The 14,432-nt window shown below is 55.6% G+C and carries 5 protein-coding genes; 4 read left to right on the plus strand and 1 reads right to left on the minus strand.

Annotated elements, in window-relative coordinates; translation table 11 throughout:
• Positions 1-28: 28 nt before the first annotated feature.
• Positions 29-9,940, minus strand: a complete 9,912-nt coding sequence (locus ACYVF1_RS15910; protein ID WP_461080433.1) for a putative Ig domain-containing protein — start codon at positions 9,938-9,940, stop codon at positions 29-31.
• A 716-nt stretch (positions 9,941-10,656) separates the two neighbouring features.
• On the opposite strand from ACYVF1_RS15910, the gene ACYVF1_RS15915 reads away from it, so the two are divergent.
• The 4 genes from ACYVF1_RS15915 (at position 10,657) to ACYVF1_RS15930 (ending at position 14,365) form a co-directional block, all read left to right on the plus strand.
• Entirely contained in the window at positions 10,657-11,529 is an 873-nt protein-coding gene (locus tag ACYVF1_RS15915) for a c-type cytochrome (RefSeq protein ID WP_461080435.1), read from the plus strand.
• Between the two features lie 19 nt (positions 11,530-11,548).
• Positions 11,549-12,682, plus strand: coding sequence for a PLP-dependent cysteine synthase family protein (locus ACYVF1_RS15920; protein ID WP_461080437.1), 1,134 nt, complete (start codon positions 11,549-11,551; stop codon positions 12,680-12,682).
• A gap of 323 nt (positions 12,683-13,005) precedes the next feature.
• On the plus strand, positions 13,006-14,019 hold the full coding sequence (locus ACYVF1_RS15925) for a ScyD/ScyE family protein (protein ID WP_461080439.1): 1,014 nt from the start codon (positions 13,006-13,008) through the stop codon (positions 14,017-14,019).
• A gap of 106 nt (positions 14,020-14,125) precedes the next feature.
• The gene (locus tag ACYVF1_RS15930) at positions 14,126-14,365 is read left to right on the plus strand and encodes a hypothetical protein (RefSeq protein ID WP_461080441.1); all 240 of its coding nucleotides are present in this window, start codon (positions 14,126-14,128) and stop codon (positions 14,363-14,365) included.
• The last annotated feature ends 67 nt before the right edge of the window (positions 14,366-14,432 follow it).

Here is a 14,432-nt window from a genome sequence, read left to right on the forward strand (position 1 = left end):
TCTGGATACACCACACATTGGCCGGGAGTTAATTGCCCCCCAGCCGTAGCCTACTGCCAGTGCCAAACAGCAACCGACCACTTGTACTATAGATCACCCGCAAGGCCTGTCCGACATAACTGGCGGGTAAATTCACCGCATGATTCAGCGTCACCGCATCACTCACCACCGGTACCCGACCACATGACCACACACTAGGATCACTCCAATCCCCCGCCTTCACACTGTACATGCTCACACAACCACTTGGCGTGACCACGCTCAGCGGAAACAGCGTCGAGACCGAACCTTCTGCTGGATCGGTGGCAATCACCGTCACACTGTAAAAAGCGCTGGCGCTGGCCGATACACTGCCCGCAATCGTAGCCGGAGCCACCAGACTCAGACCAGGGGGCAAGCCCACCGCCGACAGACTCAGGCTATTGGGTGTTTCGGCATCGGTGAAGGTGTTGGCCGGGATGGTGTAAGTAAACGCCTGACCCACCGTAGCCGACTGAGGGGGAATGGCATTATCCACCCTCGGGTTGCCATTCGCACAATCCCTCAGCCAGTTGTAGGCAAAGGTGGCCTCACCGGGCGTGCCCTGCTGACGAGCCCGAAGCTCAATGACCGGTTTGTCGGTGAACAGATTCAACTGATAAGGACCTGTATAGTCGGTAGCCCTCAGTTCATCTACTACCGACAGGCTGATGGGCTGGCCATTGGTGCCGCTGTAACTGACCATAAAGTTGATGCGTCGTTCGAAGTAGCTGATATGATTGCAGTCCAGCATGGTTACCCCGGCGATGCCAAAGCCAAAGGGCTGCACCGTCAGATCAAAGCGGGTAGCGGTTGACAAACCTTCTGGATCAGTAGCGATTACCGTGACGCTAAAAGGAGAGCCCACGGTGGTAGAGAGTGTACCGGTAATGGTGTTCGGCGAAACGAAGCTCAAGCCCGCTGGCAGCCCCAGCACCGACAGGGTAAGACCACCCGGCGTTTCGGCATCGGTGAACGTAGTAGCCGGAATGAGATAATTAAAGGGCTGACCTACCGTAGCACTCTGATTGGGAATGGCGTTAGCCAAAGCAGGCGCGCAGTTTTGATACGTTATGTTGACGCTGGCCGAAGCGGTGCATCCGTTGGCACTTGTTAACGTCACCGCGTAAGTACCAGCTAACGTAACACTGATAGAGGACGTAGTGGCTCCGGTGTTCCATCGATACGTGCCATTGCCGAGCGCGCTTACACTCACCGAAGGAGTAGTACAACTCAACGTTGCAGAGCCTGGCAAAACGCTCACAGTAGGCACCAGGATATCAGCAAAGACCGCGATCGACGTAGTGGCACTACAACCGGTTGCACCCGTCAACGTAACCGAATACGTACCGGCCGACGTAGCACTAATGACTGACGTAGTGGCCCCCGTATTCCAGCGTAGCGAACCAACGCCCACCGCACTCAGGCTCACCACCGGATTGGCGCAGGTTAACGTAACACCGGCTGGCGTTCCGATAGATGGCTCGATACGTATCGTAGGCACATTGCTGTCCTGATACACCGTCAGGCTGGTGGTGCTCGTGCAACCCGATGCGCTCACACTCACCGAATACACCCCACTCGCATTGACCACCGCCGTCCCCGAATTCGCATCCTGACTCACAATTCCCAGGTTAGATTCACCCGGTCCCCTAAATGCATACGTAACACCTCCGCCTGCCGTCAGCATCAGCGAGGTTTGGGCACAGGTGAGCGTACCACCAAAGTTGGCCGTGAGCGTAGCAGTCGGCGGAATGACCACTGCTACGTTGGTGACAGCCTTAGCTGTCTGCCCATTGCTGCTCACGGTCAACGTAAAGCTTTGCGTGCCGGAGCCCGCTGCTGTCAGATTCTGGCTGATGGCCGTAGTAGACGTAGCGCCGGTGGTCGTACTGACACCGTTAGTCAGAGTGTAGGTATAGCTGCCCGTTACGTTGCCCACTGTAGCGCTGAAGCCTAGCGAATTACCCGCGCAAATTGTGCTGACGCTGGCCGCAAAACCGGTGATGATAGGCGTGCCATCCACAATCGTTAGCGGATACGTAGTGCTATTCCCGGCACATCCATTGGCATCGGTAGCCCGTAGCGTAATGGGGAAGTTCCCCGCCTGACCGGGTGTACCGGCTAAAACGCCCGCTGGCGATAGAGTTAGCCCCGTCGGTAACGTACCACTGACCAGACTGAAGCTGTAGGGAGAACCGCCCCCCGACGCGGTGAATGTCTGGCTGAAAGGCGCATTCATGAGTCCAGTCGAGGTGGCCGGATTGGTCACCGTAATCAGGCCCGTGCTACTGGTGATGGTGGTCGTAGCCGTGGCCGGGCAGCCGTTGCTGGACGTAGCGGTCACCGAATACGTACCGGCCACACTGACCGTTCGCAGGGCTGCTGTGGAATTGTCCTCCCAACGATACGTATTGCCACCGGTGGCTGTCAGGCTCAGACTGGGCTGCGAGCAGGTCAATCTGCCCCCGTTGGGCACCTGGATAGCGGCACTGGGAAGCGCATTTACGGTTAAGCTGAAAGCCGTCGAGGTCAGACTGGTGGGAGCTGCGGGGTTGCAGCCGTCAATTACCACCAGGGCATAAAGGCCCGCATCCGTGGTTTGGAGACCCGTCAAGCTCAGCGTAGGGCTGGTCTGAGTGGCTAGTGGAGCGCCGTCTTTATACCACTGGTAGCTGGTGGACGTACCACTGAGACTACCCGTTACCTGCACATTACTACCCACGCAGACGGCCGAACCCGACGCCAGGGGCGACGTGAAGGCTAGTGGTGTGCAGGGAGTCTGATCTCCCGTCTCGTAGGCACCCATATCGATGGTGTTCTGCTGAATCCGGACATTTCCCCCCAAATCAGTAGCTGGTCCCCCTGCTGTCTGGTAGGCTCCGTTGTCGCCCGCATTGATGGCCGGCGAGCCTGCTTCTAAACGCAGGCTGGTGGGGCTGACAAAGGGCGAAGTGACCGTAGTTCGGTTATTGCCACCGTCGGTGTATCCCGTAACCGAAGCCTCCAGCAGACTGTAACGGGACGATAGGGCTACATCCCCCGTGTTACTGATGGTGCTGGCACCCCCATTGTCAAACAGCACACTGTTGGCCAGCGTTAAGCCGATAGGGCCGCCAGCCGGAGATCCACCCGGTATGGAGGTCGCATTGTAGAGAGCGCCACCCTCCCCCGCCCGGTTGCCCGAAAACGAACAGTTGGTAATAAGGGCATTGAGGACACTCGCCAATGCTGTGGCTTGCCAGATCGCAGCACCTTGCGTAGCGCTATTACTCAGAAAAGCGCAGTTGGTAATTACCAAACTCAGATTGCCTCCCTGCGAAACGTTAACGATGGCTCCGCCCCATTGAGTAGCGCTATTGCCCACAAAGAAACTATTGGTGATCACCAGACGGTTATTGAGGCTGGAGTTGGCGATGGCACCCCCGTTACCCGCCGTGTTCTGCTCGAACCGACAATTACTGATGGTCGGACTGGCCGCGCCATTCCCATTACTATAATTCAAGATGGCTCCGCCCAGGCTAGTCGAATAGTTGTTGATAAAAAACAGGTTGGTCAGGATGGGGCTACTGTTGCCTGAATTGGCCACGTTCGTCAGCCCCCCCCCGGCAGGTCCTGCGGAAGCCTCGGCCCGCCCACCGATAATGACAAAACCATCCAGTACAGTGGTGGGGGCCAGGTCTATCCCGGCAACGACCACTAAGCTATTATCCAGATTGTTACCTGGTTGGCCAATATCCCCACTCAGGGTGCTGCTGCTGGGCTGCGATGCCCCGCCGGGCCCCGGATTGGGATTGACCGAAGGACGCTGGGAGAGCGTTGTTTCGTTGCCCACAAACCCCCCGTAGAGAGCCACTCCGGAGAGCATACGAAAGGTGATGGTGCGGTCACCGGTGGGAGTAGGTTTGTAAACGCCCCCGGCCACCCAGATCTCCCTGAGATTATTCGCGCAGGCGCTGTTGACCTGAAGAGCTGACTGCAGATCGGTAAAGGCATTGGCCCAGTCCAAACCTGTGTTAGCACCCGTGGCCTGGGCGTTGACGTAAAAACGGGTGGGCACAATGGGCTGAACCGTCAGACTAACAGCGGTACTGGTCAGACTGAGTCCTCCCCCCGTGATTACTACTACGTAGCTACCCGCATCGGAGGGGTTGGCCGACGTCAGTGAGAGGGTAGCTGAGATCTGTCCCAAAACGGGGACATTGTCCTTGTACCACTGGTAAGCGGTGGGTGTACCCGAAACGCCAACGCTCACACTAACGGGGTTGCCCGCACAGGCCAACAGGCTGGCTGGAGGCTGGCTGGTGATGCTAAAGGAAGTCACATTGATTACGTAAGGAGTTCCAAAGCCTATGCAACCATTGGCATCTTTGGCCTGAATGACAGCCGTAAAACTGCCGGTCTGGGTGGGGCTTCCCGACAACTGGCCATCTGCCGATAGACTCAGACCCGGCGGCAGACTCCCGCTGGCGAAACTAAAGCTGTAAGGACGGTCCGGCGATCCGGAAACGCCCCCCGAAGCCGTGAAAGTTTGACTCACCGCCTGATTCACCACTAAAGATGTCATGGCCGGATTAACAACGACGACGGCGGAACTGGTCACCGTTGTGGTGGCCGATCTGGTGCAACCGTTCAGGGAGCCCACCACCAAATAGGTGCCCGGACTGGTAATAACCCGAGTGTTGCTGGTCGGATCACCAGCCAGAATTAGGTTCCCCGTCGTAAAGGTATAGTTGGTCGCTCCCGATGCTGTCAGGGTGACACTAGACTGGGCGCAGGTAAGCGGACCGTTATTGATTAAACTCGTACTAGGCCTCGGGTTGATTGTAACACTAACCTGACCACTCAGGTTACTGAGCGGGGCATAGCCCTGGTCATCAAGCAGCGATTCAATGGTCAAGTACAAGTAAGAGCGGGAAATATCTACCGTGTTGACCGGAATCGAGAAGGTTGACCCGCTGCCTCTACCCACTGTACCATTGCTGAGCACGATCGTCCAGTTGCCTTTGGCGTTAACGGTGCCCTCTATATTCGATTCCGCGCCATCGCAGAGCACCAGACTGGTGGTTGTAATGGCAGCGGTAGCCGTATTTTGGCTAAAGTCAATGGTGGCTATGCCATCCCGGTCCCGACTGGTTCCGGCGATACCCGGCGTTACGTTGCTGTTACTGCCAGCGGGATTCACATACGAATAGCCTCCCGTGGCTCCTCCATTAGCCGGAACCACATTATTTCCGCCATGACCACCACCATAACCTCCGCCCCCACCACCGATCGGTCTCGACGGGGATGTGTCACGTCCGCCCAAGGCCCCACCACCACCAAAACCACTACCGCCAGCCCCATCAACAATACCGTTTCTATATGTCCCGCCGGCACTTAGGGCCGTTAAGCTGGCAGCTCCACCGCCCGTGCCGCCCGGAAAGTAGCCGCTGATCCCATTACCCCCGGGCGCATCCAGGCCACCGCCACCACCCCCACCACTGAAATTACCGTCAGCGGCAATACCATTTTGTCCCCCCTCTCCACCGGTACTGGGACCAAGACCCTGGCCACCACCACCCGGCGTTATATATCTTCGCCCGCCACCGCCACCACCGCCAGCAGCCACCAGGAGTGTTTTGGTACCGCTATGGGTCAGCACCACCGCCGATCCGCCACCGCCACCACCGCCGGTACCGTTACCATCGTTCCCGCTGCCGTACTTACCACGCTGGCCAACCATCACCGTTAAGAGATCGCCACTCTCAACCGTATAAGAACCTTCAACACGGGCTCCCGTGCCGCCGATCGAATAATACCCCCCGTCTCCGCCCCGGGCCGTCAACCAGACTCGGTAAGGACCACCCGCCGGGACCGTGTAGGTGTAGAGACCAGGGGTAGTGTACGTGGCGGTCAAACTCATGTCGATCGGCTGCGTTACATTCGCTTCGTAAGGAGCACTAAGGCCCGGGCAGCCATTGGCATCTTTGGCCTGAATGATGGCTGTAAAACTGCCGATCTGAGTTGGGATTCCCGACAACTGCCCACTGGCCGATAGACTCAGACCCGGCGGCAGACTCCCGCTGGCGATACTAAAGCTACGAGGAGAAACGCCCCCCGAAGCCGTGAAAGTTTGACTCACCGCCTGACCCACCACAAAAAGCCCCGTGGCCGGATTGACAACGGTAACCGTAGCAACACTGGTCACCGTCGTGCTGGCCGAGTTCGTGCAACCGTTCGGGGAGACGCCCACCACTGAGTAAGTGCCCGGATTGGTCACGATCCGGATGTTGCTGGCTGGTGATCCAGCCAGAGGTAGGCCCCCCGTCGTAAAGGTATAAGCGGTCGCTCCCGATGCCGTCAGGGTGACACTGGGCTGGGTGCAGGTAAGCGGACCGTTATTGATCAAACTCACCGTGGGCCTCGGTTTGATTGTAGTAACAATAGCCTGACCACTCAGGTTACTGACCGGGGCAAAGCCCTGGTCATCAAGCAGCGATTCAATGGTGTACGTAGTGGGACTGGTCGGGCTGACAGGGATCGAGAAACTGGTCCCGCTGCCCGTGGTCGTTATGCCGTTAGTCAGCACCAGGGTCCAGTTGCCTGTGGCGCTAACGGTACCCTCTATGGGCGAAGGCGTGCCCAGGCAGATCTCCAGGTTGGTGGTTGTGATGGCTGCAGTAGCCGTATTTTGGCCAAAGCCAATGGTGGCTACGCCCTCCCGGCCCCGACTGGTTCCGCCGATACCTGGCGTTACGCTGGTGTTACTACCAGCGGGACTCACATACGAATAGCCTCCCGTGGCTCCACCAACCGGAGCTCCATTATCTCCGCCATGACCACCACCATAACCTCCCCCGCCACCACCGACCGGTTGCCCCGGGAGTGAGTCACCTCCACCCACGCCACCACCACCGCCAAAACCACTACCGCCAGACCCATCAGTACCACTACCATACGGCCCGCCGGAACTTGGGGCCGTTAAGCTGGCGGCTCCACCGCCCGTGCCGCCCGGATCGAAACCGCTACCCCCATTGCCACCTGGCGCATCCAGACCACCACCACCGCCACCACCACTGTAATTATAAGTCGATCGGCCACCTACGCCACCAGTACTGGGACCAAGGCCCTGGCCACCACCACCCGGCGTTATGTCTACTCGCCCGCCACCGCCACCACCGCCAGCAGCCACCAGGAGCGTTTGGGTGCCGTTATGGGTCAACACGATCGCTGATCCACCACCGCCACCGCCACCGCCCCTACTGTAGAGCCTGCCACTCTGGCCAACAATCACCGTTAAGAGATCGCCACTCTGAACAAAATAAGCCCCCTCAACACGGGACCCAGTGCCACCGTTCGACTCCCCGCCCCCGTCTCCGCCCCGGGCCGTCAACCAGACTCGGTAAGGACCACCCGCTGGGACAGTATAGGTGTAAAGACCGGGGGTAGTGTACGTGGCGGCCGGACCCGTGACGGCAGAGAGCGACACAACCGGTGCGTAGGGAACGCCAACTCCTGTACAGCCATTGGCATCTTTGGCCTGAATGACGGCCATAAAACTGCCGGTCTGAGTTGGGCTTCCCGACAACTGGCCATCAACTGACAAACTCAGACCCGGCGGCAGACTCCCACTGGCGACACTAAAGGTGTAGGGACGGCCGGGTGATCCGGCAACGCCCCCCGAAGCCGTGAAAGCTTGACTCACCGCCTGATTCACCACTAAAGATGTCATGGCCGGATTAACAACAGCGATGGAGGAACTGGTCCTGATAACGGTCGTGGTCGCCGAACCGGTGCAACTATTGGCGTTTGACACGACCACCGTAAACGTCCCCGGATCACTGACGACGCGCGTCTTGCTGGCGGGGTCACCGGCCAGCGTGGAACCACCGCCGATGAAGCTATAAGATGTAGCAGCACTACTGACTGCCGTCAGCGTCACACTGGATTGGGCACAGGTAAGTGGGCCGTTGTTGGTTAAATTCACCGCGGGCGGAGTCAACGGTAACTGGACCACCGTAGTGGTTGCTGAATTGGTACATCTATTAGACCCCATTACCACTACGGTATACTCCCCCGGAGTGCTGACGATGCGCGTGTTTCTAGACCCCAGTTCATCCAGGGTAGTACTTCCACTTATGAATGTAAAGGAGCTCGATTGATCACTGGTTGCCGTCAGCGTCACACTGGATTGGGCACAGGTAAGCGGTCCATTATTGGCTAAACTCACTGCTGGCAGGGCCTCATTCGCTTTGGTAAACGTCTGGGTGGCTGAAGCCGTGCAATTATTAATACCCGTTACCAGTACGGTATACTCCCCTGGACTTGTAACGTATCGATATGGGTCGGTTGGGTCTCCAGGAATGATTGTGTTCCCGTACATGAATGTATAGGACTTAATAGCTGGTCCGCCCCCCAAATTAGCTACTCCTAGCCGCCTGCTGGGACTGGAACAGTAAAGGATGCTACCCTCGGGAGTGAACGTATAGGGCTGTGGCGGTGCTGTCGATTGGCCGACAGTAGTAGTGGCCGAACTCACGCAGCCATTACTATCAATTCCCCGAACTGAATAGTTCCCTGGATCATGTATAACCCGAATGTTGCTGGCGGGATCGCCCGGCAAGATCGTATTCCCATTAGTGAACGTATAGGAGGTCGCCCCCGACGCAGTCAGCGTTACATCATATGGAGCACAACCAATGAGGCCATTATTGGTTAAACTAACTGTAGTACCTGGATTCGACGTGACAATAGCCTGCCCCGTCAGGTTGCTGGTCGGGGCAAAGAAGAACTGATCAGTCAGGGACGCAATAGTGTACGTGGTTGACATGACCGGGCTGACCGGAATCGAGAAGGTTGACCCACTGCCCGTACTGACTGTGCCATCGCTGAGTACCAGTGTCCAGCTTCCCGTAGCGCTAACCGTGCCCTGCAGTGTACGAAAAAGGCCCGGGCAAGTACTCATGTCGGGGCTCAGGTTTGCCCTAGCGGTGTTTTGGGGAAACGAAAGGGTCACTAAACCGTCCCTGTTCGTACCGGTACCACTGGAGCCGGGGCTTAGCGTGGTGGCACTGCCGAGGGAACTTACATAGGAGTAGCCCCCCGTGGCCGTCTCCAGTCCCGCTCCCGCTGCATTCCCTCCACCATAACCTCCGCCCCCACCACCGAAACCATGAGGAGTTAACGTATAGCCACCCACACCTCCACCTCCACCAAAACCACTACCTCCATAGCCATTTATATCAGCATAACGCTGAAACGTTCCACCGGGGCTAACAGCCGTCAAACTGGCCGCTCCCCCGCCACCGCCACCACCACCGCCTTCATAATCTGGACCACCATTACCACCTGGCCCCGTCAAACCGCCCCCGCCACCACTGCCACTTAAATAATTCGAAGTGGGCCTACCCGCCCCACCCGTACTAGCACCCAGTCCTTGCCCACCCCCGCCAGGAAGTATAACAATACTACTCTCGAATATGGGATCCTCGCGATATGACGTGGCACCGCCCCCGCCACCAGCGGCTATCAATAGCGTTCGAACCCCATTACGGGTCAACACCACCGCTGTTCCACCGCCCCCACCACCATTCGTGGGAATGACTGATCGGATGAAAGCCGATCCTCCGCTTTGGCCAACGATCATCGTTAAGATATCGCCACTTTGAACCGTGAACGTCTCGCCAGCACTCGCCCCACTGCCTCCTCCACCAGGAGGATTAATGCTCCCCCCATCGCCCCCCCGGGCGGTTACACGAATCTGGTAAGGGCCACCCGCCGGAACGGTATAGGTGTAGAGCCCAGGCGTTGAATAGATGCCGCCGGACTGGGCCAGCATGGAATGACTGACCAGCGTAAAAACCAGCCCTACGAACAGGGAGGTGGCCGAATAGACAAGTTGCTGAAGAGTGGGGCGCGTGAACTGGAAAGGTATTTTCATAAGCGTATACAATGAAAGGAGCTAGGACAAACTCAAGTCTATTGGATGCCGCACCCACGGCTTTTAGGCTGCGGGTGGAGACATCGGCCGGGCGGGGTTTCTCCTGTAAGCAAAGCAGATAACTTGGGCCGAAGACCATGTCAAAGGTAGCGGGCGGGTTCCCCTACCGACTATAACAAATGATTCATTTTCAATAAGGAATGATTCATTTTTGGCCGAAAGGAGGCACTGATGGCCGTTTCTTCACCTTTGGACGCCAACCTCACTGGGACCCACCTGGTAGTATTCCCGAAAACATTTGCTGAAATAGGCCGCCCTCTCGAATCCCACCTGACAGGCCGTCTCACTCACCGGGACACCGGCTCACCGGCCTGTTTGAGCCGGTAATTACGTAGCAGTTGGTGGGTCGTTATTTCCCTCAGCCCTTTGATTTTGCGAAACAGGATAGCCAGGCTTCGCCACCGCCATTTGTCAACTCAATCGATACGTTACTGGTCCGACGGTACGTCCTGTTCGCAATCAACCTGGGCGAGGTCGGTTTTGGCAGCGAGGCTGTCCCGCAAGGCTATGAAATCGGTCATCAATACTTGGTTTAAGCCCAAATTGAACCAATCCTTATTGCATTTGAATCATTTGTTATTGTCGGCAGGGGAACCCGCCCTCTACCTTTGACCTAGTCTTCGATCATCATTTTTTCGCATTGACACCCTCGTAACATGGTCAAAAAAATCCTAAAATGGACCGGCGTTGTGCTGGGAAGCCTGGTCCTCCTGATTCTCGTTTTTTATGGCATTGTGTACGCCAAAACCGAAGCCAGTATCAACAAAGTATATAACGTAAAGCTTCAGTCGCTAACCATCCCCGACGACTCAGCCTCGTATATCGCGGGGCGACATGTGGCCGAAATCAGGGGTTGTCTGGGCTGTCATGGCACCAATCTGGCTACCGGTGAAGTATTTGCCGATGAAAATTCGCCCATCGGCATTCTTCATGCGTCGAATATTACGAGTGGGAAAGGCGGTATTCAGTATACAGATGAGGACTGGATTCGCGCGCTACGTCATGGATTGGGGAAAGACAACAAACCGCTTTGGTTTATGCCCTCGCACGAAATCTGTGGCTTGTCGAACCAGGATATGGCCAACCTGATCTGCTACGTCAAAAAGCAGCCCCCGGCCGATAAAACGACTCCGCAAAAATCGCTGAAGCCGCTGGGACGCATTCTTACGTTTGTGGGCGAGTTCCCCTTATTGCCCGCCGAAGAAATCGATCATACTGCTACGTATGTGGACGACGTAAAACTGGCCGTCAATTCGGATTACGGAAAATACCTTGCCGTTACGTGTACGGGCTGTCACACAGAGACGTACAAAGGTGCGCCTGCCCGCTCGCCCGGACAGCCGCCCATCCCCGACATCTCCTCGACCGGAAATCTGGGCAAATGGACGCAGGAGGGCTTTGTCAAATTGTTTCACACCGGCAAAACGCCCGAAGGCCGGGAGTTGAGCAAGTACATGCCGGTCAAACTCTTTACCTATTCCGACGACGAATTAAGAGCTATTTACCTGTTTCTGCATGAGTTGAAATGAGTTAAACCGCACGACTGTCATGATAGACCTAACCTTACCGAAAACACAAGCCATGAATTCCTTTTTGCTTTATCCCCAACGATTAACGCATTTTGTGGGCAGTTTTCCATTCGCAGCAACGGCCCTGACACCCGCTGTGCAGAAAAAGTTTGAACGGCTCTGGCACTTGGTCGGCAACACGCCCATGCTCGAATTAGTCTATACGTATCAGGGACAACCCCGTTCGCTCTACGTCAAGTGTGAGCAGTATAATCTGACCGGCAGCATGAAAGACCGAATGGCGCTTCACATCTTGCATCAGGCGTATCGGCAAGGCAAGATCAGTCCGGGCGACCGAATTGTGGAAGCCACCAGTGGCAGTTCGGGGATTGCTTTTTCGGCGATAGGCCGGTCGCTGGGCCACCCCGTTACCATTATCATGCCCGCCGGGGTTAGCCAGGAACGTATCGATATCATCCGCAGCCTGGGTGCCGACGTAGTACTTTTCTCGAAAGAAGAAGGTGGTTTTCTGGGCGCGATACGTCGGGCCGAAGAGATGGCGGCCATTGATCCGAACGTTTTTCTGCCCCGTCAGTTCGCCAATAACGATAATGCCGAAGCCCACCGACTCACAACGGGTAAAGAAATCTGGCAACAGCTTCGGAGTGTGGATGTTACACTGGATGCGTTTGTGGCCGGCGTGGGTACGGGTGGTACGGTGATGGGCGTAGGGCGTTACCTTAAATCCCAGAAATCGACGATTCGGGTTCATCCACTCGAAGCGGCCGAATCACCTACGTTATCAGTGGGCTATAAAACCGGAGCGCACCGGATTCAGGGCTTTTTTGATGAATTTATTCCTGATACGTTAAAGTTGGCCGAACTGGATGACGTAGTGCAGGCCAGCGATGGCGACGCGATTCTGATGGCGCAGCAATTGGCCCACCAACTGGGGATTGCGGTGGGAATTTCGTCGGGTGCGAACCTGATCGGCGCCATCAAGTTACAACAGGAAATGGGGCCGCAAGCCCGCGTAGTAACGGTTCTTTGCGACTGCAATAAAAAATACCTGAGCACCGACCTGGTTCGCCAGGAGCCGCTCAAACCGAACTACATCTCCCCTCGAATTGAGTTTACGGATTATCGCCCAATTAGCCGTTTAGCCGTCAGCTGATCAGGTGGCTTTCAATGATTGGCCAACGTCTGGGTTTCCGGTGCTACGTATCCGGTCTATTCAATACGTCCTGGCGAACTTGTCGCTCGTTCCTGATAGAAAAGCCTTTCAACGTAGCGTTTCGGCCTGATTTGAATCATTTGTTATCGCATTTGAATCATTTGTTATTGTCTCTAGGCTCGTCTGCCCGCTACTTTTGAAACAGTCTTAGGTAGTCTGATTATCTGACTGATCAGCTCTATTCTGAGCTGGCAATAGCCAGATTATTCACGTAAGTAACGGTTTCAATAAAGCATTTTTATTTCTCCTAAATAGCTCAAGTCATGTCCTACAAATGGTCTATTTTAAGTTTTTGCCTGGTTGGCAGCCTGCTTTCAGGATGCCTGGATCACCGGATTCCCGTAACGGTTCAACTCTCAACGACTACGCTGGCCACCGGTTTAGTCGGCGTCATTGGCGTAGAGACCGATGCCAGTGGACGCGTCTTTGTCACCGAACAGGGCGCTGGCAACAACGACGGCCGTGTGTCGGAAATCACCCCCGATGGGGTAAAACATCCTGTCATTACGGGTTTATATTCCTTTAAACGCCCCGATAATGAACTGGACGCTACCGACCATCTACTGATCGTCGATGGAATCCTGTATTTTCTGAATCCCAAAGGACTTTACACGTTCAATCTCGCTTCGTACAAAACCGGCAATTCGCCAATTCCAGCGTCGAGTCTGACTCCAGAAAACATTCAGAAGTTCGTCCTTGATTATACGTTTGCCGAAGATACCGGCGAATCCCATCTCTATAACATGATTCTGGGGCCAGACGGAGCGCTTTACTTCACCGATGCAGCCGCCAACGCCATAATCCGTCGGTCAAAAACCGGCCAGTTGAGTGTGGTGACGGCCGTTCCGGGCACGGCCAATCCTAACCCGGCTGGTCCTCCTCCAGGCCCACCGTTTGTGCAGTCGGTACCCACGGGCATTATATATGATGGCAAACAGTTCGCCATCAGTACGTTGCTGGGCTTTCCGTTTCCGGCGGGTAAAGCGATGATTTACCGAATGGATTTGAATGGCAATCTCAGCCTGTTTCAGCAGACGTTCAACAGTCTGGTCGACATTGAAAACGATGGAAGCGGCAACTATCTAGTGCTTGAATTCGCTGTGTTTGGCCCAACAGGTTTTACCCCCAAAACCGGTCGCCTGTTACGGGCAAAAGGAAGCAGCAGCGACGTATTGCTCAGCAACCTCAACATGCCAACGGACTTGAAAATTGTGGATAGCCACACGGCTTACCTGACCAGCATGGGCGACGGAACCTTGTCGAAAATCACGTTCTAGCCTTTTCTACAGTGCGGATTCGTTAGCAACACTAACGAATCCGCACTGTTTCTCTCCGCTTCTATCCCTATGTTTTTACTGGATTGTCAACTCTAACCTTGCTGCCATGACTCTTCATTTTTCTGTTGCGGATTCCGATAGTCCCTGCGTTTGTTGTGCGGAACTGGAAATACTAATGGACGTACTGAATAGCTTCGTTGCTATGGGTAACGTAATTCTATCGGCTTACCTAATCGATGATGATGGTTTTCGGATGGACTTACCAGTAGCCGCTTTTGATGGTTTGCCGATAGCTAATAGCGTGCAGGGTTTGGTACAGCAATACCAGCAATTGGTATCTGTCTAAAAACGTCCAGCTTTGTAAGCGGCACAGCAGCTAGATTTGGCTGGTTAATGACCTTCCACTACGGTAT

It is taken from the genome of Spirosoma flavus, assembly GCF_054778555.1.

Excerpts from the sequence above, each read along its gene's own strand:
- ACYVF1_RS15910 (WP_461080433.1), bottom strand. The coding sequence starts at position 9,940 with ATGAAAATACCTTTCCAGTTCACGCGCCCCACTCTTCAGCAACTTGTC.
- ACYVF1_RS15915 (WP_461080435.1), top strand. The coding sequence starts at position 10,657 with ATGGTCAAAAAAATCCTAAAATGGACCGGCGTTGTGCTGGGAAGCCTG.
- ACYVF1_RS15920 (WP_461080437.1), top strand. The coding sequence starts at position 11,549 with ATGATAGACCTAACCTTACCGAAAACACAAGCCATGAATTCCTTTTTG.
- ACYVF1_RS15925 (WP_461080439.1), top strand. The coding sequence starts at position 13,006 with ATGTCCTACAAATGGTCTATTTTAAGTTTTTGCCTGGTTGGCAGCCTG.
- ACYVF1_RS15930 (WP_461080441.1), top strand. The coding sequence starts at position 14,126 with ATGACTCTTCATTTTTCTGTTGCGGATTCCGATAGTCCCTGCGTTTGT.